The following is a 24,908-nucleotide window of genomic DNA, read 5'->3' on the forward strand; positions in this document are numbered from 1 at the left end:
GCTGCTTTACGCCGCCTGGGCGCGGCATGCGGCGCCTGTTGCCGATTCCGCCCCTCATTCCCGTACAGAAAGACGAACGGCGTCCCTCGAAGATTCCCGGAAAACGAAGAATTCCAGCCAACCGGCTACGTATGCCGACCGGTTGGGTACCTGCTTCTGGTACCCAACCCGGGGCGGCAATCTCCCGTAATGCCGTGACAACTAGTGATGTCTCGTTCCGTCCGTGGCCGGAGAGAGTCCGGACAGGCCTTCGAGTTACCCGTGTGTCGGTAGTAGGCTCACGCCGTTTGTTGACGCACATGTGTGCCCCCGGGCCGGAGGGGGTCAAGCTGGGGGAGGCCATGCGCTTTCGCGGGAAGTCCATCCGCCGGAAGATCGTGGCGCTGTTGCTCGTGCCGCTGGTGTCTCTCACCGCGATCTGGGGTTTCGCGACCGTACTCACGGGACGCGAGGCCAGTCAGCTGTTCAGCGTGACCGATGTCGTGGAGGAGATCGGCTTCCCCGCCGAGGACACCGTCAGCGTCCTCCAGCAGGAGCGCCGTCAGACACTCGTCTATCTCGCCGACCCGCGTGCCTCGGACGCCCTGGCGGCCCTGAAGCGCAGCCGGTCCGCCACGGACCGGACGGTGGCCAAGCTCCGCAGGAACGCCAAGGACGAGGACGTCAAGGAGGAGATGGACGGCGGTACGGCCGGACGCCTCACCTCGATCCTGGACGCCCTCGACGGAATCGACTCCCTGCGCCGCAGCGTCGAGGAGGGCACCGTCAACCGGTCCCAGGCCCTCGACCTCTACAACCGGCTCGTCGACCCCTGCTACATCCTGGTGGCCAATCTCCACGTGCTCGACGACGTGGAGATGGACAAGCAGGGCCGCGCGCTCGTCAACGCCGCCCGCGCCCGCGAACTGCTCTCCCGGGAGGACGCCCTCCTCGGATCCGCACTCGTCGCCGGGCGGATCACCCACGACGACATCCGCGACGTCTCCGACCTCGTGGCCCAGCGCAGCCTGCTCTACACCATCAGCCTGGCGCTGCTGCCCTCCGCGGAGAGTGAACGCTACAAGAGCTACTGGCAGAACGCGGGCACCGCGCCCCTGCGCGTGGCCGAGCAGTCCGTCATCGCAGGGAACCCCGGTGCCCCGCGCGGCGTCACCGCGAAGTCCTGGGACAGCGCTGCCGGACAGGTCCTCGACGAGCTGAGCAAACTCGATGACCAGGCGGGGGACCGCTATCGGGACCGGACCCGCCCCCTGGCCATCAATGTCATCCTCAAGGCGGCCGTCGCGGGCGTCCTCGGTCTGGCCGCCCTGCTCGTCTCGCTCGTGATGTCCGTACGCATCGCCCGCAGTCTCATCCGTGACCTGCGCGGGCTGCGCCTGGAGGCCCACGAGGCGTCCGGCGTACGGCTGCCCAGCGTGATGCGGCGGCTGTCCGCCGGTGAACAGGTCGACGTGGAGACCGAGGTCCCGCGCCTGGAGTACGACCGGAACGAGATCGGTGAGGTCGGCCAGGCCCTCAACACCCTGCAGCGCGCCGCTGTTGAGGCCGCCGTCAAACAGTCCGAACTGCGCGAGGGCGTCTCCGAGGTCTTCGTCAACCTCGCCCGGCGCAGCCAGGTCCTGCTCCACAAGCAGCTCACCCTGCTCGACACCATGGAACGCAGGACCGAGGACACCGACGAACTCGCCGACCTGTTCCGCCTGGACCACCTGACCACCCGTATGCGCCGGCACGCCGAAGGCCTGGTGATCCTCTCCGGAGCCGCCCCGTCCCGGCAGTGGCGCAAGCCCGTCCAGCTCATGGACGTCGTCCGCGCCGCCGTCGCCGAGGTCGAGGACTACGAGCGCATCGAGGTCCGCCGGCTGCCGCGGGTCGCCGTCACCGGCCCCGCGGTCGCGGACCTCACCCACCTGGTGGCCGAACTCCTGGAGAACGCGACGGTGTTCTCGCCGCCGCACACGGCTGTCCAGGTCATCGGCGAGCGCGTCGCCAACGGCTTCACGCTGGAGATCCACGACCGGGGTCTGGGCATGGCGGCCGAAGCGCTTCTCGACGCCAACCTCCGGCTCGCCGAAACCCCCGAGTTCGAGCTGTCCGACACCGACCGGCTCGGCCTCTTCGTGGTGAGCCGGCTCGCGCAGCGGCAGAACGTCCGCGTCTCCCTCCAGCCCTCCCCGTACGGCGGCACCACGGCGGTCGTCTTCATCCCGGACGCGCTGCTCACCGACGACGTCCCGGACACGAACGGCATCGGGTTCCGCCTCGACCGCGCGCTGCCCATGAAGAAGGGCGAGACCGACGTCGACCGCAAGGCGGCCCTGGCCCAGGTCCCCGTGCCGCTGGCCGGTCTGCCCGCCTCGATCCTGGACGGGCCCGTCGAGCTGGAGGCGCCCGTCGAACTCGGCCCGCTCGACCGATTCCCGGGCGGCCTGGCTGACGAGGACAGCGAGCGCGGCGGGATCTTCCGGCCGCGCCGCTCCATCACCGGCGTACCGGACGAAAGGACACACGCAACGGGTGAACTCACCGGCGCACCTGGTGAGATCGCCGGTCTCCCGGGCGAGCTGCACCAGCGATCCGGCGACGGCCCGGGCCATCCGGCGCACTCCGCGGACACCGACTACTCGGACGTCCCCGTCCCGCTGCCGCAGCGGCGCAGGGCTCCGAAGCTCGTCAGCTCCCACGGACGCCCGGTGACGGACTCCCGCTCCCGGCGCGGAGAACCGGACGAGGAACCCCTGGGGAACGCCGAGTCGCCGGGCCTCGCGGAGCTCCGGGGCGCGAAGCCGCTCGCCCGGCGCGGTGCGCGGACCGAGACACCCGGCCGCTCCGGCGCCCAGCGCGACGAGACATCGGCCCGCCACGGCGGCGACGGCACGGAGCCGTCGGCCCGTCCCGGCGCCGACCCGTACTCCCGCCGCGGTGAGGGCGGCGAGCTGCCGCCCCGCCGCGAGGGTGAGCGCTCCGACGCCGCGAGCCGCTTTCACGGCGGACCCCCGGAGGCCCCCGTCCTCCCCCAGCGCAGGCGCGCCGGCACGTGGACGGGCGGCACCGAGGAGACGAGCGCGCGTTCGGAGGCCGCGACCGGAGCGGCGGAGCCTGGTACGAACCCGCTGCCCCGTCGCGTACGACAGGCCAGCCTCGCCCCGCAGTTGAAGGACGGACCAGACCGGCGCACCGGGCGCGCCGGAACAGCCACCGGCGGGGCGGACCCCGCCGAGCGTGACGCCGACGAGGTGCGCGGCCGGATGGCCTCGCTCCAGAGCGGCTGGCGGCGTGGCCGCGAGGAGAACGTCGTGATCGATGATGCCCACGACGGCTCAGCACAAGGAACGACAAAGGGGGACGGTCGATGACCGCACCGAAGGCCACAGGGCGCACTTCGACGAGCACGATGTCGGGGGAGCTCAACTGGCTGCTCGACGACCTGGTGGAGCGAGTCGCCAGCGTCAGCAAGGCGATCGTGCTCTCCGGCGACGGCCTGCCCACCGGGGTCTCCAAGGACCTCACCCGGGAGGACAGCGAGCATCTGGCCGCCGTCGCCTCCGGATTCCACAGCCTCGCCAAGGGCGTGGGCCGGCACTTCGAGGCCGGCAGCGTCCGGCAGACGATCGTCGAGCTCGACGAAGCGTTCCTGTTCGTCACGGCCGCGGGTGACGGCAGCTGTCTCGCCGTCCTCTCCGAGGCCGAGGCGGACATCGGGCAGGTCGCGTACGAGATGACACTGCTCGTGAAGCGGGTCGGCGTACATCTGGCGGCCGCTCCACGCACCGATCTGCCCGCAGGCGGGTAGTGGGATGGCATGAGCGGAGACGGTCAGGGAACAGGCCACTGGTTCGACGACGACGCCGGACCGGTGGTCCGTCCGTATGCCATGACGCGCGGACGCACCACGAGCCCGGCCCAGCACCGGCTCGATCTGATCGCGGTCGTCGTCACGGAAGCCCACGCCGACGACCCGGAGGCGGACAAGACGCTGTCCCCCGAGCACGTGGACATCGTCGGCCTCTGCCGTGGCACCCCGCAGTCGGTCGCCGAGCTCGCCGCGGAACTCGACCTTCCCATCGGGGTGGTCCGGGTCCTCATCGGCGACCTCGTGGACGAGGAAATGGTCCATGTGACGCGCCCTGTGCCGCCTGCCGAGCTGCCGGACGAGAGTATTCTGCGCGACGTGATCAGCGGCCTCCGGGCGCTCTGAGCAGCGCGGAAGCGGAGTAGTGACGTGACAGGCTGGCAGTTCTGGGTCGACCGAGGTGGCACCTTCACCGACGTCGTCGCGCGGCGCCCGGACGGCCGGCTGCTCACGCACAAGCTGCTGTCGGACAACCTGGCGCGCTACGCGGACGCGGCCGTGGCGGGCGTACGCGAACTCCTCGGCACCACCCGCCCGCCCGGTTCGATACTGGCCCCCGAACCGCCCGCCGCGGTCGTGGCGGGCAACGTCGAGACCTCGCAGGCGATCACTGGAGCCCTGTACGCGGCCCCGGGAGTCCAGGCCGAGGGCTCCGGCACCCTGAACAACGTCCCCTTCGGCAACGACCACCACCAGTACTACGAGACCGTCGCCTCCGGTTCCGGTGCGGGCGACGGCTTCCCCGGCGCGCCCGTCGTCCAGACCCATATGACCAACTCGCGGCTCACCGACCCCGAGGTCCTCGAGTGGCGACTGCCCGTCCTGCTCGACGAGTTCGCGGTGCGGCGCTGCAGCGGTGACGCCGGGCGCCGGCCGGGCGGCGACGGCGCTGTGCGCCGGCTGCGCGTCCAGGAGCCCATGACCGTCTCCACGCTCTCCCAGCACCGCAGGGTCCCGCCCTACGGCATGGCGGGCGGCTGGCCCGGAGCGCTCGGCGCGAACCGCGTGGAGCACGCCGACGGCACGGTCACCGAACTTGGCGGAAGTGATTCGGCGGAGGTCGGCCCCGGAGACGTACTAGTCATCGAAACCCCCGGAGGCGGCGGATACGGTCCGCCACCGCCAGACACCAGCGAAGCAGGAGAAGAGATCGATGATCTTCGGGCGTACTGAGCGCGGCAAGCCCCCGGTCGAGCCTGTCACGCTCAAGATCCTCGTGGCCGGTGGTTTCGGCGTGGGGAAGACGACCCTGGTCGGCGCGGTCAGTGAGATCAAGCCGTTGCGGACGGAGGAGGTGCTCACCGAGGCGGGCCGTCCGGTCGACGACATCAGCGGCGTGGAGGGCAAGAACACCACCACCGTGGCCATGGACTTCGGCCGCATCACCCTGCGCGAGGACCTGGTGCTGTACCTCTTCGGGACGCCCGGGCAGGACCGCTTCTGGTTCCTGTGGGACGAGCTCGCCACCGGCGCGCTCGGCGCGATCGTGCTCGCCGACACCCGCCGTCTGGAGGACTGCTTCGCCGCCGTCGACTACTTCGAGCGGCGCTCCATACCCTTTGTGATGGGCGTCAACTGCTTCGAAGGGGCGGCCCGTTACCCGGCGGAGACCGTCCGTCAGGCCCTCGACCTGGACGACGACGTGCCGATCGTGCTCTGCGACGCACGGGACCGCGAATCGGCCAAGGAGGTCCTCATCGGGGTCGTGCAGCACGCGATGGCGCAGGCGGCCGAACGCCGCCAGAGCGTCACGACCTGACAGGCGGCTGCCCCTGCCCACGGGGGCAGAGGCAGCCGGGTACGGCCCGTACCCCCGCCGACTGGGGTACCGGCCGCGGTCCCGAACGCGCACGGCCGCGCGGGTCGTGCGCGGGTGTCACGCGCGGGTCGTGCGCGTGTGTGACGCGCGGGGTGTACGCGCGTGTGGTGTACCTGCGACGCACGCCCGCGTGCCGCACGAGAGGTGCACGCGCGTGCCCCGCTCCAGAACGCACGCGCGCGTGAACCTCCCTCAGCTCACGTCCTCCTCGTGCCAGCCGAAGCTCTTCTCGACCGCCTTGTGCCAGTTGTGGTACTCACGGTCGCGCTCGGAGGACTCCATGGAGGGCGTCCACTCGACGTCCTTCTGCCAGTGCGACTTGAGCTCGTCGAGGTCGTTCCAGACCCCGGTCGCGAGCCCGGCCGCGTACGCGGCTCCGAGACAGGTCGTCTCGGACACCTTCGGGCGGATCACCGGCACCCCGAGGACGTCCGCCTGATGCTGCATCAGGAGATTGTTCTTGGTCATGCCGCCGTCCACCTTCAGGGTGGTGATCTGCACCCCGGAGTCCTGGTACATGGCGTCCACGACCTCGCGGGTCTGCCAGCTCGTCGCCTCCAGAACCGCACGGGCCAGGTGCGCCTTGGTGACGTACCGGGTGAGCCCGGTGACGACCCCGCGCGCGTCGGAGCGCCAGTACGGCGCGTACAGGCCCGAGAAGGCGGGCACGATGTACGCGCCCCCGTTGTCGTCGACGCTCGCCGCCAGTGTCTCGATCTCGTCCGCCGTGCGGATGATGCCGAGCTGGTCGCGGAACCACTGGACCAGGGCGCCGGTGATCGCGATCGACCCCTCGAGGCAGTAGACGGGCGCTTCACCGCCGATCTTGTAACCCATGGTCGTCAGCAGCCCGTTCTTCGAAGCGACGGGCCGGTTCCCCGTGTTGAGCAGCAGGAAGCTGCCCGTGCCGTAGGTGTTCTTCGCCGTGCCCACGTCGTAGCAGGCCTGTCCGAACACCGCCGCCTGCTGATCCCCGAGCGCCGAGGCGACGGGCACGCCCGAGAGCTGGCCCACGGCGGTGCCGTACACCTCGGCGGAGGACCTGATCTCGGGCAGGACCGCTTCGGGGACGTTCATCGCGGAGAGGATGGACTGGTCCCACTGGAGTGTCTCCAGGTTCATCAGCAGGGTGCGGCCCGCGTTGGTCACGTCGGTGACGTGCTGTCCGCCGTCCGTGCCGCCGGTCAGGTTCCAGATCAGCCAGGAGTCGATCGTGCCGAAGGCGATCTCGCCGCGCTCGGCACGCACGCGCAGCCCCGGCACGTTGTCCAGCAGCCAGGCCGCCTTGGGCCCGGAGAAGTAGCTGGCCAGCGGCAGCCCGGTCTGTTCGCGGAAGCGGTCCTGGCCGTCGGAGCCGCCCAGTTCGTTGCAGAGCGCCGAAGTGCGGGTGTCCTGCCACACGATGGCGTTGTGCACGGGCTTTCCGGTGGCGCGGTCCCAAAGGACCGTCGTCTCCCGCTGGTTGGTGATGCCCAGCGCGCTGAGCTGATCGGCGCGCAGGCCGGCCTTGGCGATCGCCCCCGCGACCACGGCCTGCACCTTGGACCAGATCTCGGTGGCGTCGTGTTCCACCCACCCCGGCTTGGGGAAGATCTGGCGGTGCTCACGCTGGTCGACGGCGACGATCGCGCCGGCCCGGTTGAAGATGATGCAGCGGCTCGAGGTGGTGCCCTGGTCGATTGCGGCGACGTACTTCTCGGCGTTGTCCGGCATGGATACCCCTTGGTCGCGCGGTCAGAAGGCTGCGTTGTAGATGAGGCCCGCGAGCGCCCCTCCGATCAGCGGGCCGACGACCGGGACCCAGGCGTAGCCCCAGTCGGAGGTGCCCTTGTTCGGGATGGGCAGGAAGGTGTGCACGATCCGCGGGCCCAGGTCGCGCGCCGGGTTGATGGCGTAGCCCGTGGGGCCGCCGAGGGAGAGACCGATGCCCACGACGAGCAAGGACACCAGCAGGACCGAGATGCCGGAGCCGTAGATGCCCGCCTGTTCACCCGGCACCGGGCCGATGCCGATGCCGACGTTCTTGCCGAAGGCGAGGATCGGCAGGACCAGGCCGATCGTCGCGATGATCTCGGTGATCAGATTGGCGACCGGGTTCCGGATCTCCGGGATGGTGGAGAAGATGCCGAGGGTCGGCGTCGGTTCCTCCTCGGTGCCCTCCGTCGTGCCCGTCGTGCGTTCGTTCGCCTGGAACTGGGCCAGGTAGACGAGATAGGCGAGGACGGCTCCCAGCATCGCGCCGACCATCTGGCCCAGGAGATAGATCCAGACCTTGTCCCAGACGCCCGTGTCGACGGCGACGCCGAGGGTGACGGCCGGGTTGAGGTGGCCCCCGGACAGCGGAGCGGCGGTGTAGGCGCCGGCCAGCACCCCGAACCCCCAGCCGAACGCGATCACGATCCAGCCGGAGGCTCTGGCCTTCGAGAATCTGAGAGTGACGGCGGCGCAGACTCCGGCGCCGAAGAGAATGAGGATCGCCGTGCCGATGACTTCGCCGACGAAGATGTCTCCGTTGCTCATGGCGGCTCCTAGGGCCCTCGCCCGGGGCGGTCCGCCCCGGTCCACCGTGCAGGGTGCGTTTCCCATGGCTACTTCAGCCGAAGGCAGGGAGATCCCGCGCCCCGCCCGGCGTCCGTGACGAGCGTGCCGTCGCAGTGGAATCGCCCGTGAGGGATGGCCTTTTGTGCAGGCGGGAACTCGAACGGCACAGTGCCCGAAGAGGCCCGAATGCGGCGATGCCGACTGACACCGGGAAGTGTTCACCGGTGCCCAGGGGGCGTCAAGGTCGCCGACCGCAACGGTTGGCGGGCACCTGCACCGGCCGTCGTCGGCACCAAGTGGCTTGTACGGTCCGGGAGTCGGGCGGCGCCGTCCCCCTCGGGTCCGTTGGCGTCTCAGTTGTCGGTGCTCCTCGGGGCCATCGGCATCTCAGCCCTCGGAACTTCTCCGGTCCGGCGGCATCTCAGCAACCGGACCGGCTCACCCCCTCCCGGGCCCGCCCGCCCCGCAGCCCGCCTCGGCCGCAGTCGCCCCCGTACCGCGCCGGATCTCGTGGCCCGGCAGCCCCGCCCGCCCGAGGACCCAGCTCGCGCCCGGCAGGGCCTTCGCGGCCTGTTTGAGGGGCGCGAGACAGGCCGCTGCCTGCCGGTGGTCGCGCACGCTGCCCGGCGGGCACAGCACCGTGGCCTGGGACAGGGTCACGGCACGTCCGCCCGCCGACCACGGCGCGTCGAGCACCGAGGTCGCCACCGGATCGAGTCCGTCCGGGTCCGCGAGAACCAGGAAGTCGTCACCGCCGATGTGCCCCACGCGCGTGGTGTCCGACGCGGTGCGCTGCAACGCCCGCCCCACCGCCCGGATCAGCTCGTCCCCGGCCGCGAAGCCGGCCCCGTCGTTCACCCGCTTGAAGTGGTCGACGTCCAGCCAGCTCAGCGCGAACATCCGGCCGTCCGCGATCCGTCGGTCCACTTCGCAGGTGATCGTGTCCGAACCGGGCAGCCGGGTCAGCGGGTTGAGCGAAGCAGCCTCCTCGACCCGGCTCTCGGCCAGTGCCCGTACGAGATCCGCGAGCCGCACGACGCCCACGCACCGCCCGTACCGGTCGACCACGGCGACATCGTCGGACGTGCGGTCCGGATCCCCGACGGCCACCACGTCGAGCACCTCCCACGCGGTCGCGTCGACACCGACCGTCCGCGGCGGATCGCTCAGTTTCGCGGCCGGCCGGTCGGCGTACAGAGCGTGCCCGTACCGCCCGGACATCGACAGCAGGAACCGTGACCGGTGCACCGACCGGACCGGCCTTCCGGAGGCGTCGACGAGCAGCACCCCCGAGACGTCCGGCGATCCGGTGAGCAGTGCCCGCACCTGGCCGGCCGACGCCGCGGCGGGCAGCAGCGCGGCGGGCCGCAGGAACTGCCGCACGGACGGCCCGGACCGAGGCGCTGCCAGGGTGGGGGCGAGCACCGGAACGTATACGTCGGCGGCGGGGATCCGGGCCGGTGGCGCGAACAGCTCACCCTGTGCCAGCTGAGCGCCCGCCGCCACCGCGGCCGCGCACTGCGTCTCCGTCTCGACCCCCTCGACGGACAGCAGGGCGCCCAGGTGCTCGCACAGCGTCCGCATGGCGCGCACCGCCGCCGGCCGGGCCAGCAGGGAGACATCGAGCTTCACGAGCTCGGGCGCGAGATCCGTCAGCAACCGCAGCGGTACGTCGCCGTCCCCGACGCCGTCCGCGCAGATCCGGAAGCCGTCCGCCCGGAGCGCGGCCACCGCCTCCAGCAGGGCGTGCTGGGGCACATGCGTGTAGGGAGGCCCGATGTCGACCGTCACCTCCCATGCCATCCGCCCCGCCTCGCGCACGGCCGCCCGCAGCGCGGCCAGGCCTCCCAGGTCGGCCGGCGTCCCCGCGAACACGTTGACGTGCAGCGGCAGCAACGTCTCCTTGCGGGCCGCCGCGCGGATGGCCAACGCGGCCAGGGTCCCGTCGAGTTCGGGATCGCGGCGGGCCTGCGCCAGAACGTCGCCGGCCTCCGGACGCGCGAGTATCTCCAGCGCAACGACCCCACCGGTGGTCAGGTTGACGACCGGCTGGAAGGCGAAGCGGAGAGTATCCGTCCAGGAGGGCACGGCAGCATGATGGCGCTCCCCGCGTGCGCCCAGGCGCGATTCATACGCTGTTCACGCAGGATTCCGAGCTCGGCACCGTGGGTGCGCACACCAGTCCGGAGGCGGCGGTACGCATGCACGCGCCCGTGGCGTCTCAGCGCTGAGGCCGGACCAGCCGGCGCGGCGGCCACCCTCGCACCGGCCAGAGCCTCACCGCACCGCGATCACCGACGACCCGTGCCCGAACAGCCCCTGGTTCGCGGTGATCCCCACCCGCGCCCCCGTGACCTGCCGGTCGCCCGCGTTGCCCCGCAACTGCCAGGTCAGCTCGCACACTTGGGCGATCGCCTGCGCCGGAACCGCTTCGCCGAACGACGCCAGCCCACCGCTGACGTTCACCGGTATGCGCCCGCCCAGGGCCGTCGCGCCCTCCCTGAGCAGCTTCACCGCCTCGCCCGCCCCGCAGAGGCCGAGGTCCTCGTACCACTGCAACTCCAGGGCCGTGGACAGGTCGTACACCTCGGCGAGCGAGAGGTCCTCGGGTCCGATCCCCGCCTCCTCGTACGCTGCACGCGCGATGGAAGCGCGGAACGTCTCGCTCGCCGGCTCCGCCGCCACCGCGGAGTCGGTCGCGATGTCCGGGAGATCGAGCACGGTGCTCGGGTAGCGCGGTGTCACCGTCGAGACCGCCCGTATCCGCACGGGATCGGCCGAGCCGTGCCGTCGGGCGAACTCCATGCTCGACAGCACGAGGGCCGCGCCGCCGTCCGACGTCGCGCAGATGTCGAGCAGCCGCAGCGGATCCGCGACGAGCGCGGAGGCGGCGACCTCCTCCGCGGTGACCCGCTTGCGGTAGCGCGCGTTCGGATTCAGCGCCCCCTGGGCGGCGTTCTTCACCTTGACCTGGGCGAAGTCCTCCGGCGTGTCCCCGTGCACGGCCATCCGCCGCCGCGCGTACAGCCCGAAGTACGCCGGATTCGTCGCCCCGAGGACCCGGAAGCGCAGCCAGTCCGGGTCGTCGGGTCGGTCGCCGCCCGCGGGCCGGAAGAAGCCCTTCGGGGCCGCGTCCGCGCCGACCACGAGCACGACGTCCGCGAGCCCCGAAAGGATCTGCGCCCGCGCCGTGTTGACCGCCTGTGCGCCGGAGGCGCACGCCGCGTACACGCTGGCCACTCGGGCGCCCTGCCAGCCCAGTGCCCTCGCGAACGTCGCCCCCGCCACGTATCCCGGATATCCGCCACGCACGGTGTCCGCGCCCACGATGGAGCCCACGTCCCGCCAGTCGACCCCCGCGTCGGCGAGCGCCGCCCGCGCGGCCACCGTCCCGTACTCGACGAAACCGCGGCCCCATTTGCCCCAGGGGTGCATGCCCGCGCCGAGCACCGCCACCTCGCCCGTCATGCCGCCACCCCCTCTCGCCGCACGCTCTTCATGCCGTCGCCCCCGTCGGCCGCCAGTGCCAGGTGATCCAGGTGGTGTCCGCCTCCTCGTTCAGCACGCCCGGCACCACCTCCACCTCCATGCCGACCGTCAGATCGGCGACGGTGATCCCGGGGACCGTCTGACCGAGCACCACGATCCGCTCGGCCTCCAGCTCCACAGCGATCAACGTGTACGGCTCCCACGGGAGTTCCGGATCGGACACATAGGGTGACGGCGGCCGGTACCGGCTGTCCGTGTACGACCAGACGCGGCCGCTCCGGGACAGCGGCACCTCCTCCAGCTCGCCGCCGCCGCAGCCGGGGTTGCGGCAGAACGTGTCCTCGCGCGGGAAGAAGACCGCCGAGCACGCGGAGCAACGCGTGCCGAGGAGACGGAAGCCGTCCCCGTCTCCGGTGAACCATCCGGCCACCACGGGTGTGCGCGTACGCGACAAAGCTCCTCCAGGACAGCAGATCTGACGGAACGTCAGAAGTGTGGCACGGGGGGCCGGGATTGGGCAGGGCGTCGCGGAGAACGGGGTGGGCTTCTCCGGGGAGCGACACCGGCACGGACCGTCGGCTGCTCGCGGGCGGCTCGGGTCGCTCCGCAAACCCAGGGCGGATCCGAGTCCCCTGCATGCGCCCAGGGCGGCTCCGGCCCCTCTCCATGCGCCCAGGGCGGCTCCGGCCCCTCTCCATGCGCCCAGGGTGGCTCTGGCCCCTGTCCACGCGCCCGGGGCGGCTCCGGTCCTCTCCGTGCGTCCTGGGGGCGTCCGCCCGGGCGCGGCTCCGACCCTCCCCGCTTCACCCGATGGAGCACGGACCGTATGCGATCCCTTCCCATGAGGAACCCAGTCCTGATAGACGCAGGGGTCATGACACGACTCTCCACCGCAGTGCGCGGTCTGGTGACCACGCTCGCGGCCCTGTTGTCCGTGACCGCGGCCTCCGCCACCGCCCGCGCGACGCCCGAACCGAAGGCACCCAAGGACTTCGTGGCCCTGAGATCAGTGGACCCGACGATCCTTCAGGAGATGCGGTACTTCACGCCGCACAACTTCGTGGGCGAGCGCGTCGACGGCTACCGGCAACCGGTCTGCATCCTGACCCGGCCCGCCGCCCAGGCCCTGCACAAGGCGCAGACGAAGCTCCTGCGCCAGGGTTACACCCTCAAGGTCTACGACTGCTACCGGCCGCAGCGCGCCGTTGACCACTTCGTCCGCTGGGCCAAGGACCTCGACGACCAGGCGATGAAACCGGAGTTCTATCCGCAGGTCGACAAGACCCGTCTGTTCGAGGACGGTTACATCGCCGAGAAGTCGGGACACAGCCGCGGCTCGACCATGGACCTGACGATCGTCAAGCTGCCGGCCAGGCCGACCCGGCCGTACGTCCCGGGAGAGCCCCTCGTGCCGTGTTACGCCCCCCGGGGCGAGCGTTTCCCGGACAACTCCGTGGACATGGGCACCGGATTCGACTGCTTCGACACCCTGGCCCACACGCTGGACCCGCGTATCCAGGGCCAACAGCGGGCCAACCGGATGCTCCTGAAGGGCACTCTCGAAGACCTCGGTTTCGTCAATCTCGCCGAGGAATGGTGGCACTACACGTACAAGCCGGAGCCCTACCCGGACACCTACTTCGACTTCCCGGTCTCCAGAAGGTCCCTCAGCTCGTCCCACTGAACACCGCCTCCTGGCGGCGTCCTCGAGGAGGCGCCCAGGCCTTACGAGGCACCCCCGGGGACGCCCTCTCCGTGATCGGATACAGTCCGCCGCGTGTCCGAAACTCACCATGCCACCGTCAACTCCGCGCCTGACTCGCATTGTTCGAGCTGCGGAGCGTCCTACGGAGAGGGCATCTCCGGCTGGCCCCGCACCTGCGCCGCGTGCGGCACGGTCGCGTACCGCAACCCGCTGCCCGTCGCCGTGGCCCTGCAACCCGTCTACGACACCCAGGGCACCGCTCTGGTGGTGATCACGCGGACGATCACCCCCGCGCGCGGGGGCGTCGCCCTGCCCGGAGGGTTCATCGACCACCGGGAGGACTGGCGCCAAGCCGTCGTGCGGGAACTGAAGGAGGAGACCGGGATCGACGCGGCCGGCCGCGAGGTGCGGCTCGCCGACGCGATGAGCTCTCCCGACGGCCATCTGCTGCTCTTCGGTCAGCTGCCCGAACGCCCGGTCACGGATCTGCCCGCGTCGGCCGCCACCGACGAGACGGCGGGCTGGCACCTGCTCCGCCGGCCCGCGGAACTGGCCTTCCCGCTGCACACGTTGGCCGTGCAGGCGTGGTTCGAAGGGCGCTACATCTGAGCGCTGCTCGGCGCGCACCATTCCTGAAGCCCCCGGACCCGCCCGTCCGGGTCGCTCAGCGCGCGTCGAGCCCCCGCAGTCGCACCGGGTGGGACGGCTCGCCCGGGCCGTCCTCCCCGTCCCGCTCGACCACCACCCGGCGTCCCTCCCAGCGCGTCACATAACGCTCGATCTCCGGCTCCTCCCGGCCGTCACCGGCGTCGACCACCAGCAGCCCGCCGCCGGTGCGCCCCCGCGCGGGCGCCCACACCTCCAGCTCCAGGCCGCCGTCGTCGCCCCGTACGGGCACGACGGCGCCCGCGCGCGCGAGCACCGGAATCCGTGACAGGGGGGCGTCGATCAGCACCTGGCCCGGCCCCTCGTACACCGCCTCGGTCACGGTGTCGTACCACCGTCCCCGCGGCAGCTGCACCGCCCGCCGGTCCGCCCCCGGATCCAGCACCGGCGCGACCAGAAGGCAGTCACCGAGCAGAAAGGCGTCCTCACAGTCACGCAGCGCCCGGTCCTCGGGCGCGCCCCACCACACAGGACGCACATAAGGCGCTCCCGTACGACGTGCCAGATGCGCCAGGGTCATGAAGTAGGGCAGCAGCCGACGTCGCCCGACGAGCGCCACGCGCGCGTGCTCCAGGACCTCGTCCCCGAACTCCCAGGGCTCCCGGCGCCCCGCCCGCAGACTCGCGCGGGTACGGAACAGCGGCAGGCAGGCGCCGAGCTGGAACCACCGCAGATACAGCTCCGGTGAGGGGCTGCCGTCGAAGCCACCCACATCCGGTCCCGAGTACGGAATGCCGCACAGCCCGAGACCCATCACCAGGGACAGCGAAGCCCGCAGCCCGGGCCAGCCCGTGGCCACATCGCCCGACCACGCCCCTCCGTAGCGCTGCATCCCGGCCCACCCGGAGCGGGAGAAGATGAACGGCCTCTCCTGGGGAGTCAGCTCACGCAGCCCCTCGTAGCCGGCCCGGGCCATGCACAGCGCGTACACGTTGTGCGCCTCGCGATGGTCCCCGCCCCGGCCCTCCAGGGAGTGCCGGGCCGACCGGGGCAGCGTGTTCTCCCCGAAGGCCGTGAACGACGTCGGCTCGTTCATGTCGTGCCAGAATCCGGCGAACCCCTGCGCCAGCCGTTCCGCGTACAGCGCCCCCCACCACTGCCGCACGCGCGCGTGCGTGAAGTCCGGATAGACCGACTCCCCGGGCCACACGACGCCCTCCACGAGCCGTCCCGAGGCATCCCGTACGAAGGCGTCCTCGGCCGTCCCGCTGTCGTACACGGCGTTGCCCGGCTCGGCCTTGACCGCAGGACCGACGACCGAGACCAGGCGGATCCCGTCGCGCCGCAGTTCCTCCGCGAGGACCGGCAGCTTCGGGAAACGCTCCTGATCGACCGTGAACACCTGGTGGGCGTCGTAGTGGTCGATGTCCAGGTGGACCGCGTCGAGGGGCAGGTCGCGCTCCTGGTATCCGGCGACGATCCGGCGCACCTCCTGTTCGCCGTCGAAGCCCCACCGCGCGTGGTGGTGGCCGAGCGCCCAGGCCGGCGGCAGCGCGGGCGCCCCGGTCAGCGACGCCCAGGCATGCAGCACGCGCGCGGGGGTGCCCACCATCACCCAGCAGCGCAGCGGACCGCCTTCCATGCGCAGCTCGCACGTCCCGGCCCGGTCGTGCCCGGACCCGGCCCCCTCCTCGCCCTCGCGCAGCGTCACCGTTCCGTCCCACGAGGTGTCGTGGAACACGAGATGCGTGGCCGCGTCGGCCACCACCATCTGCACCGGCATCGTGAGGTACAGGGGATCGTCCCCGGGCGCGAAGCTGTGTCCCGGGTCGGTGTTCCACAGGCGGTGGATGCCGTCCCCCAGCCGGGGTCCCGCGGCCCGCCCGCCGAGGCCGAAGAACCGTGCGTCGGCCGCCACTTCGGAACGCTGCATCCAGCGCGCCGCGCCGCCGTCTGCCGGCTCCCACCACCGGGGCGGCAGATCGCGGCGCAGGGTCACTCCGCCCGGCGTGCACACCTCGACCGCGCCGTGCCGAGAGACGGTGACGGTGACCCGCTCGGCCACGATCCGCCAGCCGCCGTCCTTGTCCGGCTCCAGAACGGCCCGCGGGTCCGGTTCGGGGCACCGGCCCCCGATCGCGTACGACGGCTCCGGTCCGGCCCCCTCCCAGCCCCAGAACACGGCTCCGTTCACCGCGACGGACACCCGCAGCTCGGAGCGGGCGAAGCGGACCACCCCGCCACCGGGTGCCGGCTCCACGCTCTGCACCGCTCCAGGGACCCGTGCGCGCTCGGCACCCCGCTGCGGCAAACCGGTGGCGTCGGTACGCCTCCTGCGCCACGCCGCCCGCACGGTACGCAACCCCTGAACGACACCCCCCGAACCGACCGCTTTCACCGAACGCACCAGGTCACGACCGTCCATGCCGCTCACCCTGCCATTGACGGGACCCCGCATGTGAGCCGTTCAACTGCCGTTCACCCAGGGTGGGAGCACATCTTCACGACACGGACTATGTGTGGCGCACCCTGGTGTCGAAGTCGATCACATGGCATCGTCCGTGTCAGCCGCGTGACGCGCACACCCCTGCCCGTGCGCGCCAGACGCACACGACGCGCACAGCCGGGAGCCGCTCCATGTCCGCAGACAACCCCTCACCGCTCTGGCAGCCCGATCCCCACCGCATCGCCCAGTCACAGATCACAAAGTTCCAGGCCTGGGCGGCGCAGCGGCACGGAGCCCCGTCCGAGGGGGGATACCCGGCGCTCCACCGCTGGTCCGTCGACGAGCTGGACACCTTCTGGAAAGCCGTCACCGAGTGGTTCGACGTCCGCTTTTCGACCCCCTACGCGCGCGTGCTCGGCGACCGCTCCATGCCCGGCGCCGAATGGTTCCCCGGGGCGACCCTCAACTACGCCGAACACGCCCTGCGCGCCGCCGACACCCGTGCCGACGAGCCGGCCCTCCTCCATGTCGACGAGACCCACGAGCCGAGCCCGGTGAGCTGGTCCGAGCTGCGCCGGCAGGTCGGCTCCCTGGCCGCCGAGCTGCGGACGCTCGGCGTACGTCCCGGAGACCGCGTCAGCGGCTATCTCCCGAACGTCCCGCAGGCCGTCGTCGCCCTGCTCGCCACGGCCGCCGTGGGCGGCGTCTGGACGTCCTGCGCCCCCGACTTCGGCGCCCGCAGCGTCCTCGACCGCTTCCAGCAGGTCGAACCGGTCGTGCTGTTCACGGTCGACGGCTACCGCTACGGCGGCAAGGAGCACGACCGCCGCGAGACCGTCGCCGAACTGCGCCGGGAACTGCCCACCCTGCGCGCGGTGGTCCACATTCCACTGCTGGGCACCGACGCCCCCGAGGGCGCCCTGGACTGGTCCGCCCTCACGTCCGCGGACGTGACACCCGTCTTCGAACAGGTCCCCTTCGACCACCCCCTGTGGGTGCTCTACTCCTCCGGCACCACCGGCCTGCCCAAGGCGATCGTCCAGTCCCAGGGCGGCATCCTCGTCGAACACCTCAAGCAGCTCGGCCTGCACTGCGACCTGGGGCCCGAGGACCGCTTCTTCTGGTACACGTCCACCGGCTGGATGATGTGGAACTTCCTCGTCTCCGGCCTGCTCACGGGCACCACGATCGTCCTGTACGACGGCAGCCCCGGCTACCCGGACACGGGCGCCCAGTGGCGGATCGCCGAGCGCACGGGAGCCACCCTGTTCGGCACCTCCGCGGCGTACGTCATGGCGTGCCGCAAAGCCGGCGTCCACCCCTCCCGCGACTTCGACCTCTCGCGCGTCCAGTGCGTGGCGACCACCGGCTCGCCCCTGCCGCCCGACGGGTTCCGCTGGCTGCACGACGAGGTCCGCGACGACCTGTGGATCGCCTCCGTCAGCGGCGGCACCGACGTCTGCTCCTGTTTCGCCGGGGCCGTACCCACGCTCCCGGTGTACATCGGCGAACTCCAGGCGCCGGGTCTCGGCACCGACCTCCAGTCATGGGACCCGAGCGGCTCACCCGTCATCGACGAGGTCGGCGAACTCGTGGTCACCAATCCCATGCCGTCCATGCCCATCCGCTTCTGGAACGACCCCGACGGCAGTCGCTACCACGACAGCTACTTCGACATGTACCCCGGAGTGTGGCGACACGGCGACTGGATCACGCTCACCTCCCGTGGCTCGGTCGTCATCCACGGCCGCTCCGACTCCACGCTCAACCGCCAGGGCGTACGCATGGGGTCCGCCGACATCTACGAAGCCGTCGAACGCCTCCCCGAGATCAAGGAGTCGCTCGTCATCGGCATCGAACAGCCCGACGGTGGCTACTGGATGCCGCTTTTCGTGCACCTAGCCCCCGGAGCCGTGCTCGACCAGGCCCTCCTGGACCGCATCAAGGGGACCATCCGCGAACAGCTCTCACCCCGCCACGTCCCCGACGAGGTCATCGAAGTCCCCGGAGTCCCGCACACCCTCACCGGAAAGCGCATCGAGGTCCCGGTGAAACGCCTCCTCCAGGGCGCCCCACTGGAGAAGGCGGTCAACCTCGGTTCCGTGGACAACGTCGAACTGCTGCGCTTCTACGAGGACCTGGCTCGCAAGCGCGCCTGATCAACCCCCGTAGGTGGCCTCGGACTCACCCAGCACGGCCGCGAAGTCCGAGGCCAGCCGTGCCGCGTCGGCAGGCTCCAGCTCGGCGACCGAGATCCGCACACCGGGCCCGGACAGAAGCCGGAACCGCGCCCCCGCCGCGACCCACCAGCCGTACGACCGCAGTCCGTTGACGACAGCGGACTCGTCCCGCACCGGCACCCACACGTTCATCCCGCTCACGCCGGCGGCCGCGATCCCGCGCAATGCGAGCTCTCCGACGAGTGTCGTGCGCCGCAGTTCGTACGTCTCCTGTGCGCGAGCCACCAACGCGCGCGTGCCCTCGTCCGTCATCAGTCCGTAGACGGTCTCCTGAAGCAGGTGGCTGACCCACCCCGAGGTCAGCAGCATCCGGCCGTCGTGCCGCGCCAGGCTCACCGGATCACAGGCCGCCGCGGCCCAGCGCAGGTCCGTCCCCAGGAACTTGCTCACGGTCCGCACATGCACCCAGCGCGTCAGACCCCCCGACGTCAGTGTGTGGAGCGGCGCGCCCGCGACGGCGGACGCGTGGTCGTTCTCCACGACCAGTACCTCGGGCTCCTCCTGGAGCACCTCGACCAGCGCGTCACGACGCTCCGCCGAGAAATACCCGCCGCAGGGATTCTGCGCTCGGGGACTGCACACCAACGCCCGGACACCCGCGCGCAGCGCGGAACGCAGGGCATCCGGCCGGATGCCCTCCTCGTCCACGGCCACCGGCACCGTACGCAGGCCCAATGCCGTGACCAGATCGAGCAGATGGTGATAACCGGGGTCCTCCATGGCCACGGCATCCCCGGGGCGCAGTTCCACGGAGAGCAGCCGCCCAATCAGATCCAGAGCGCCGTGTGCGAACGTCACCCCGCCCGCCGGCACCCCGTCCGGCCCCAACCAATCGCGTACGGCGTCCTCCAGCCGCGCCACCCGAGGTGTGGCGCGGTGTGACCGTGCACCGGGGGAGAGCCGGGACGGCGGCACCAGGTGGGGGAGCAGCTCGGGGTCGGGGTGCCCGCCCGCGAGGTCGCGCAGCCCGGCGGGCACCTTCGGAGGCCGTCGCGAGGCGACCGCCGGCGCGGCGGCGACCACCGTCCCGCCGCGCCCGCGCGTCACCACGATCCCGCGCTGCCGCAGCTCCTTGTAGGCCGTCGCGACCGTGCCCGCGCTCACCCCCAGCTCATCGGCGAGCCTCCGCACCGGCGGCAGCGCCGCGCCGGGGCTCAACGTGCCCTCGGCCACGCCCCGTTCGACGGATGCCGCAATCCCCTTGGCTGTCGTACCTGCGATCCCATATTGTGTTGCCACGTTACGAAGTATGTACCAATACATAACGGGAAGCAAGGCTCGAAGCAAGGGGGAGCAGTGAGTCCAGTGCGCCGCGCAGCCGCATGGTCAACGCGCATTCCAGGAGGCCCGGACGGCCGCAGAATGCTCTGGATCGCCCTCGTGGACCGCATCGGCAGCGGCCTCTGGGCCTCCGTCTCCGTCCTGTACTTCACCTACGTCACCGGCCTCTCCGTCACCCAGGTGGGCACCCTCGCGGCGGTCGCCGGGGCCATCGGCATCGCCGGCGCGCCACTGGGTGGCCACCTCGCCGACCGACTGCCCCTCACGCACGTCCTGATCGCCCTCCAAGTCCTGCGCGCCCTGGCCTCGTTCGCCCTGCTCACCACGGACAACTACGCACTGCTGGTCGCCTTCTCGGCCCTCGGCGGCCTCGGCGACCGGGCAGCCAACGTGCTCACCAAGCTCTACGCGGCGCGCATATCGGGCCCGGACCGCGTCCGCTACCAGGCCGTCAACCGCACCGTCGCCAACGCCGGCTGGGCGGTGGGCGGCCTCGTCGCGGCAGTGGCCCTCGGAATCGGCACCGGCGCGGTCTACCAGTGGCTCCTCGCGGGCGACGCCCTGTCCTTCTTCTGCGCCGCCGCCCTCACCCTCCGCTGCGGTGAACCTCCATCACCCTCGCGCACGGTCGCCACCTCCAACGATCCGCGCCCCAAGGCCAAGACGGCCGGACCATGGCGCGACCGCACCTACCTCGCGTACGTCGCCACCGAGACGCTTCTCTTCCTCGACGACGCCGTGTTCAAGGTGGGCCTGCCCCTGTGGATCGCCCACGCCGGCAACGCCCCGCACGGCCTCGCGCCCCTGCTCCTGGTCCTTAACAACGTGATGGTCGTGGCCCTCCAGGTGCCCATGGCCCGGTTCGGCGCCACGACGGCCGCGGCCCGCGCCCTGCTGCTCCCGCTTTCCGCGATCTTCGCGCTGGGCGGCGTCACGATGACCCTCTCCGCCACAGGCGGACCCGCCACCGCGACCCTGTTCCTCACGGCCTCGGCCATCGCCTTCACCATGGCGGAGATCCTCCACGCCACGGTCTCCTGGGAACTCTCCATCGCTCTCGCCCCCGACACCGCACAGGGCGCCTATCTCGGCGTCCACGGCCTCGCGCAATCCGTTCAGCGCGCCATCGGACCACTGGCCGTCACCGCCGCCATCGCGGCCGGCCCCGCCGGCTGGAGCGTCTTCGGCGCGACCATAGCCCTGACCTGCGCAATCCAGCATCGCCTCGTCCGCGCCCCCCTCGACCGAGCCGCGTTGTCAGTGCCCCCGGTTACTGTGAGTGAGCATTGATCGACTGCGCACAGGGGGAAACATGGCGCACACCGAGTACCAGACCATGCGACGCGTCCTGCGCCGCGAAATCGCCGGCACCATCGGCCTGCTCACCGACGAGCAGGACTTCGCGGCCATGCGGCGCTACCGCACCTTCACCTTCGACGACCACAGGACCTATCTCCAACAGGTCGAAGCCCTCCTCAGGGCCCTCGCCTCCCAGGGCAGCCACACCACAGTGGCCCTCTTCGACCCCGAGGAATACGCCGAGTTCTGCACCGCCGCCGGTCTGGACCCGGACGTCCCCGCCAGCCGCGCCCGCTTCACGGCCGAGCTGGCCGCGACCGGCCCCACCGTTCCGTACGAAGGACAACCCCTCGCCGATCTCGTCCCCGACCTCGTGGCCGAGGCCGTACGCCAGGCCACCTGGGAATACGCGGCCACGCTCCTGGCCCGCATCGGCAGCTGCGCGTCCTGCGGCGAGGACATCGGACGAGCCGCCTTCACCCAGGCCGCGCACCTGGTCGCCCGCATCATCGACACCGCGGGCCCGGGCGAGCGTCACCTCGTCTGCAGCGTCTCCGCGGCCGCCGAATCGCTCATGGCCGTGCTCCAGGCCGGAGCCGGCGTTGCAGGCGTGGCAGACCTCGACCAGTCCGAAGTCCTCGAATTCACCACGGTCGTGGCCCTCGGCATCGCGACCAAGGCGCCGGGCGGCCTCGTCATGCGCACCAGCGCATCCGGTACGACCGATCGTGTCTACGGATGGCGCCTGCGGGGAGCGGGCCTGCAAGCCCTCACCGCCTCCGAGGTCTTCGACGCCTACTGCACCGACATCGAATCCGGCGATCTCGTCGCCCCGGAATCCGGCGTCGACTACTGCACCCCGCCCGACCTCGGATTGGACGGCGAGATGCCGGGACACACGCACTGAACGCGCCAGGGGCGCCCCACCCGCAGGTGGAGCGCCCCTGACAACAGCCGATCGCCGGACGGCACGCCGACTACTCGCACTACTCGCCGGACAGCACCGCCTGAGCCGCGGTCCGCGCCTCCTCGGCCGTGTCCGTGGCACGCGCGGCGGCAGCGGCCCGCTCGCACTGCGCCAGCGTGTACTTCGCCAGCGTCGCCCGTACATAAGGAATCGACGCGGCACCCATCGACAGGGAGGTGACCCCGAGACCGGTCAGCACACAGGCGAGCAGCGGGTCGGAGGCCGCCTCACCACAGACACCACAGCTCTTGCCCTCGGCCTTCGCGGCCTCAGCGGACAGCGCGACCAGGTCGAGCAGTGCCGGCTGCCACGGGTCCTGCAGACGGGACACCGCACCCACCTGCCGGTCGGCGGCGAACGTGTACTGCGCGAGGTCATTGGTGCCCAGGGACAGGAACTCGACCTCCTGCAGGATCGAGCGCGCCCGCAGCGCGGCCGACGGAATCTCGACCATCGCACCGAACTTGGCCTGCAGTCCGGCCTCCCGGCAGGCGTCCGCGAACGCCTTCGCGTCCGTACGGTCCGCCACCATCGGGGCCATGACCTCGAGATAGACCGGCAGACCTTCCGACGCCTTCGCCAGCGCGGTCAGCTGCGTGTGCAGCACGTCGGGGTGGTCGAGGAGGGACCGCAGACCCCGCACACCCAGCGCCGGGTTCGGCTCGTCGGCCGGCGTCAGGAAGTCCAGCGGTTTGTCCGCACCCGCGTCGAGCACACGCACCACGACCCGACCCTCGGGGAAGGCCTCGAGCACCTGCCGGTACGCCTCGATCTGCTTCTCCTCGGACGGCGCGTTCTTGCTGTCGTCCAGAAAGAGGAACTCGGTACGGAACAGCCCGACGCCCTCGGCACCCGCCTCAACGGCAGCCGGAACATCCGCAGGACCGCCGACATTGGCGAGCAACGGCACCTTGTGACCGTCGGACGTGGCACCGGGACCGGTCGAGCCGGACAGCGCCGCCTTCCGCTCCGCCGCCGAGGCCTCCAGCTTCGCCCTCTTCTCGGCACTCGGCTCCACGAAGATCTCTCCGGTGCTGCCGTCCACCGCGATCACCGTGCCCTCGGCGAGCTCACCCGCACCGGGAAGCGCGACCACGGCGGGAACACCGAGCGCCCGCGCCAGGATCGCGCTGTGGCTGGTCGGCCCGCCTTCCTCGGTGACGAAACCGAGGACAAGAGTCGGGTCGAGCAGCGCCGTGTCGGCCGGCGCGAGATCGCGCGCAATAAGAACGTAGGGCTCGTCGCTGTCCGGGACACCCGGCATGGGTACGCCGAGCAGCCGGGCGACGATGCGGTTCCGCACGTCGTCGAGGTCGGCCACCCGCCCCGCCAGATACTCCCCGGCACCCGCCAGCAGCGCGCGATACGCAGCGAACGCGTCGTAGACCGCGCGCTCCGCCGTGCTGCCGACGGCAATGCGCCGCTCCACGTCCGCCATCAACTCGGGGTCCTGGGCCATCATGGCCTGCGCTTCGAGCACCGCCTGGGCTTCACCCCCGGCCAGATTGCCACGCGCCATCAGATCGGCGGCGACAGCCTCCACGGCCTTGCGGGCGCGCCCCTGTTCGCGCGCCGCGTCCTCCGCGGGAATCTGCTTGGCAGGCGGTTCAAGCACCGCCGTTCCCATGTGCCGAACCTCGCCGATCGCCACACCGTGGCTCACGCCGACGCCTCGCAGCGTTGTCTCCATCTCACCCGTCTCCGATAGTGCGGCGAGCCCAGCCGCCGCAGTGGTAGTTCAACTTGCCGTACAGAACGGTGCTGACGTCGCTGTCAGATGTCACTGCCAGCTGAAAAGAACGTCTCCGGCCTTCACGTCGCCGTCCTCACGGACATCGGAGAGGGACTCGCCCGTGGCCTCGAGGGCCACGACCGGGCACACCGCGGACTTGCCGGCAGCCTCGACGGCAGCGGGGTTCCAGCGGATCACGGCCTGACCGCGCGTCACGGTGTCACCCTTGTTGACGAGCAGCTCGAAGCCCTCGCCGTTCAGCTGCACGGTGTCGATGCCGAGGTGGGTCAGCACGCCGTGGCCCTGGTCATCGACCACGACAAAGGCATGCGGGTGAAGCGAGACAACGACTCCGTCCACGGGGGCAACGGCCTCCGAGGGCTCACGCACGGGGTCGATCGCCGTTCCAGGGCCGACCATGGCCCCAGAGAAGACGGGGTCAGGCACTGCGGCGAGCCCGATGGCGCGTCCTGCAAGAGGGGACGTCACGGTGGTCATGGGAAGCCTCCCAGGGGTGGAGATTCATATGGGCCGTCACTGCCTGTACCGGACGGCGCACTGTTCAGCAGGGTATGTCATATGAACTGCCGGTTCCGCATGAGAGGTCCCGGTTGGCGGCCGTAGAGCACAGCACAAACGATTTGCGCCCGCTCCCAGGCCCCATGTACAGTCGTACTCCTGCTTGAGGCTGAGCGATGCGATCCAAGCGTCCTTGCCTGGCAGCACCCAACTTGTCAGATCCTATCTCGGGGTCTGGTTCTGCATGTCCGCAGGACCGTGGTCAGAGAGACGGAAAAACCCTGATAGAGTTTGGAAACACCGAAGGGAAGCGCCTGGAGGAAAGCCCGAGAGGGTGAGTACAAAGGAAGCGTCCGTTCCTTGAGAACTCAACAGCGTGCCAAAAATCAACGCCAGATATGTTGATACCCC

The 24,908-nt window shown here is 70.9% G+C and carries 19 protein-coding genes; 10 read left to right on the top strand and 9 right to left on the bottom strand.

Annotated features, from left to right (window positions below):
* Positions 1 to 341 precede the first annotated feature (341 nt).
* From ACFVYF_RS36380 to ACFVYF_RS36400, 5 genes are read left to right on the top strand one after another with little or no spacing between them, the layout of a single operon-like run.
* Positions 342 to 3,356: a nitrate- and nitrite sensing domain-containing protein gene (locus ACFVYF_RS36380; protein WP_389462326.1), complete on the top strand. Its 3,015-nt coding sequence runs from the start codon at positions 342 to 344 to the stop codon at positions 3,354 to 3,356.
* Entirely contained in the window at positions 3,353 to 3,793 is a 441-nt protein-coding gene (locus ACFVYF_RS36385; RefSeq protein WP_389462327.1) for a roadblock/LC7 domain-containing protein, read from the top strand. Before ACFVYF_RS36380 ends, ACFVYF_RS36385 begins: the two co-directional genes overlap by 4 nt.
* A 9-nt stretch (positions 3,794 to 3,802) precedes the next feature.
* Positions 3,803 to 4,198: a DUF742 domain-containing protein gene (locus tag ACFVYF_RS36390; protein WP_383289146.1), complete on the top strand. Its 396-nt coding sequence runs from the start codon at positions 3,803 to 3,805 to the stop codon at positions 4,196 to 4,198.
* A gap of 24 nt (positions 4,199 to 4,222) precedes the next feature.
* Positions 4,223 to 5,026, top strand: a complete 804-nt coding sequence (locus ACFVYF_RS36395) for a hydantoinase B/oxoprolinase family protein (RefSeq protein ID WP_389462328.1) — start codon at positions 4,223 to 4,225, stop codon at positions 5,024 to 5,026.
* A complete protein-coding gene (locus ACFVYF_RS36400) occupies positions 5,007 to 5,612 on the top strand; it encodes an ATP/GTP-binding protein (protein ID WP_389462329.1) in 606 nt (201 codons plus the stop codon). The genes ACFVYF_RS36395 and ACFVYF_RS36400 overlap by 20 nt, the downstream gene beginning before the upstream one ends.
* Positions 5,613 to 5,864: 252 nt before the next feature.
* Here ACFVYF_RS36400 and glpK read toward each other — a convergent pair whose 3' ends face one another.
* The 5 genes from glpK to ACFVYF_RS36425 form a co-directional block, all read right to left on the bottom strand.
* Positions 5,865 to 7,385: a glycerol kinase GlpK gene (glpK, locus tag ACFVYF_RS36405; protein WP_389462330.1), complete on the bottom strand. Its 1,521-nt coding sequence runs from the start codon at positions 7,383 to 7,385 to the stop codon at positions 5,865 to 5,867.
* Positions 7,386 to 7,406: 21 nt separating this feature from the next.
* Positions 7,407 to 8,192, bottom strand: a complete 786-nt coding sequence (locus tag ACFVYF_RS36410; RefSeq protein WP_389462331.1) for an MIP/aquaporin family protein — start codon at positions 8,190 to 8,192, stop codon at positions 7,407 to 7,409.
* Positions 8,193 to 8,651: 459 nt separating this feature from the next.
* The gene (locus ACFVYF_RS36415; protein ID WP_389462332.1) at positions 8,652 to 10,301 is read right to left on the bottom strand and encodes an EAL domain-containing protein; all 1,650 of its coding nucleotides are present in this window, start codon (positions 10,299 to 10,301) and stop codon (positions 8,652 to 8,654) included.
* A gap of 189 nt (positions 10,302 to 10,490) precedes the next feature.
* Positions 10,491 to 11,681: a lipid-transfer protein gene (locus ACFVYF_RS36420; RefSeq protein WP_389462333.1), complete on the bottom strand. Its 1,191-nt coding sequence runs from the start codon at positions 11,679 to 11,681 to the stop codon at positions 10,491 to 10,493.
* A 28-nt stretch (positions 11,682 to 11,709) separates the two neighbouring features.
* Positions 11,710 to 12,135: a Zn-ribbon domain-containing OB-fold protein gene (locus ACFVYF_RS36425; RefSeq protein ID WP_389462334.1), complete on the bottom strand. Its 426-nt coding sequence runs from the start codon at positions 12,133 to 12,135 to the stop codon at positions 11,710 to 11,712.
* Between the two features lie 441 nt (positions 12,136 to 12,576).
* Here ACFVYF_RS36425 and ACFVYF_RS36430 point away from each other — a divergent pair, with 441 nt between their 5' ends.
* Together ACFVYF_RS36430 and ACFVYF_RS36435 are read left to right on the top strand one after the other, a co-directional pair.
* Positions 12,577 to 13,386 (top strand): M15 family metallopeptidase, encoded by an 810-nt coding sequence (locus ACFVYF_RS36430; protein ID WP_389462335.1) that lies wholly within the window; start codon positions 12,577 to 12,579, stop codon positions 13,384 to 13,386.
* A 93-nt stretch (positions 13,387 to 13,479) separates the two neighbouring features.
* The gene (locus ACFVYF_RS36435; protein WP_389462336.1) at positions 13,480 to 14,016 is read left to right on the top strand and encodes an NUDIX domain-containing protein; all 537 of its coding nucleotides are present in this window, start codon (positions 13,480 to 13,482) and stop codon (positions 14,014 to 14,016) included.
* A gap of 55 nt (positions 14,017 to 14,071) precedes the next feature.
* Here ACFVYF_RS36435 and ACFVYF_RS36440 read toward each other — a convergent pair whose 3' ends face one another.
* The gene (locus tag ACFVYF_RS36440) at positions 14,072 to 16,438 is read right to left on the bottom strand and encodes a TIM-barrel domain-containing protein (protein WP_389462337.1); all 2,367 of its coding nucleotides are present in this window, start codon (positions 16,436 to 16,438) and stop codon (positions 14,072 to 14,074) included.
* Positions 16,439 to 16,650: 212 nt separating this feature from the next.
* On the opposite strand from ACFVYF_RS36440, the gene ACFVYF_RS36445 reads away from it, so the two are divergent.
* A complete protein-coding gene (locus tag ACFVYF_RS36445) occupies positions 16,651 to 18,618 on the top strand; it encodes an acetoacetate--CoA ligase (protein ID WP_389462338.1) in 1,968 nt (655 codons plus the stop codon).
* Here the strand turns inward: ACFVYF_RS36445 and ACFVYF_RS36450 are convergent, their stop codons facing one another.
* Positions 18,619 to 19,938, bottom strand: coding sequence for an aminotransferase class I/II-fold pyridoxal phosphate-dependent enzyme (locus tag ACFVYF_RS36450; RefSeq protein ID WP_389462339.1), 1,320 nt, complete (start codon positions 19,936 to 19,938; stop codon positions 18,619 to 18,621).
* Between the two features lie 123 nt (positions 19,939 to 20,061).
* Between ACFVYF_RS36450 and ACFVYF_RS36455 the strand changes: the two genes are divergently transcribed.
* Both ACFVYF_RS36455 and ACFVYF_RS36460 read left to right on the top strand, forming a co-directional pair.
* Positions 20,062 to 21,270, top strand: a complete 1,209-nt coding sequence (locus ACFVYF_RS36455) for an MFS transporter (protein ID WP_389462340.1) — start codon at positions 20,062 to 20,064, stop codon at positions 21,268 to 21,270.
* Positions 21,271 to 21,292: 22 nt separating this feature from the next.
* Entirely contained in the window at positions 21,293 to 22,186 is an 894-nt protein-coding gene (locus ACFVYF_RS36460; RefSeq protein WP_389462342.1) for a hypothetical protein, read from the top strand.
* Positions 22,187 to 22,265: 79 nt separating this feature from the next.
* Here the strand turns inward: ACFVYF_RS36460 and ptsP are convergent, their stop codons facing one another.
* Positions 22,266 to 23,936: a phosphoenolpyruvate--protein phosphotransferase gene (gene ptsP / locus ACFVYF_RS36465; RefSeq protein ID WP_389462343.1), complete on the bottom strand. Its 1,671-nt coding sequence runs from the start codon at positions 23,934 to 23,936 to the stop codon at positions 22,266 to 22,268.
* Between the two features lie 90 nt (positions 23,937 to 24,026).
* On the bottom strand, positions 24,027 to 24,476 hold the full coding sequence (locus ACFVYF_RS36470; RefSeq protein WP_389462344.1) for a PTS glucose transporter subunit IIA: 450 nt from the start codon (positions 24,474 to 24,476) through the stop codon (positions 24,027 to 24,029).
* Positions 24,477 to 24,908: the final 432 nt, after the last annotated feature.

The organism is Streptomyces sp. NPDC058274, from assembly GCF_042881375.1.
Lineage (GTDB): Bacteria > Actinomycetota > Actinomycetes > Streptomycetales > Streptomycetaceae > Streptomyces.

Coding starts and splice junctions, on each gene's coding strand:
- ACFVYF_RS36380 (WP_389462326.1), top strand. CDS start 342: ATGCGCTTTCGCGGGAAGTCCATCCGCCGGAAGATCGTGGCGCTGTTG.
- ACFVYF_RS36385 (WP_389462327.1), top strand. CDS start 3,353: ATGACCGCACCGAAGGCCACAGGGCGCACTTCGACGAGCACGATGTCG.
- ACFVYF_RS36390 (WP_383289146.1), top strand. CDS start 3,803: ATGAGCGGAGACGGTCAGGGAACAGGCCACTGGTTCGACGACGACGCC.
- ACFVYF_RS36400 (WP_389462329.1), top strand. CDS start 5,007: ATGATCTTCGGGCGTACTGAGCGCGGCAAGCCCCCGGTCGAGCCTGTC.
- glpK (WP_389462330.1), bottom strand. CDS start 7,385: ATGCCGGACAACGCCGAGAAGTACGTCGCCGCAATCGACCAGGGCACC.
- ACFVYF_RS36410 (WP_389462331.1), bottom strand. CDS start 8,192: ATGAGCAACGGAGACATCTTCGTCGGCGAAGTCATCGGCACGGCGATC.
- ACFVYF_RS36420 (WP_389462333.1), bottom strand. CDS start 11,681: ATGACGGGCGAGGTGGCGGTGCTCGGCGCGGGCATGCACCCCTGGGGC.
- ACFVYF_RS36430 (WP_389462335.1), top strand. CDS start 12,577: ATGACACGACTCTCCACCGCAGTGCGCGGTCTGGTGACCACGCTCGCG.
- ACFVYF_RS36440 (WP_389462337.1), bottom strand. CDS start 16,438: ATGGACGGTCGTGACCTGGTGCGTTCGGTGAAAGCGGTCGGTTCGGGG.
- ACFVYF_RS36445 (WP_389462338.1), top strand. CDS start 16,651: ATGTCCGCAGACAACCCCTCACCGCTCTGGCAGCCCGATCCCCACCGC.
- ACFVYF_RS36455 (WP_389462340.1), top strand. CDS start 20,062: ATGCTCTGGATCGCCCTCGTGGACCGCATCGGCAGCGGCCTCTGGGCC.
- ACFVYF_RS36460 (WP_389462342.1), top strand. CDS start 21,293: ATGGCGCACACCGAGTACCAGACCATGCGACGCGTCCTGCGCCGCGAA.
- ptsP (WP_389462343.1), bottom strand. CDS start 23,936: ATGGAGACAACGCTGCGAGGCGTCGGCGTGAGCCACGGTGTGGCGATC.
- ACFVYF_RS36470 (WP_389462344.1), bottom strand. CDS start 24,476: ATGACCACCGTGACGTCCCCTCTTGCAGGACGCGCCATCGGGCTCGCC.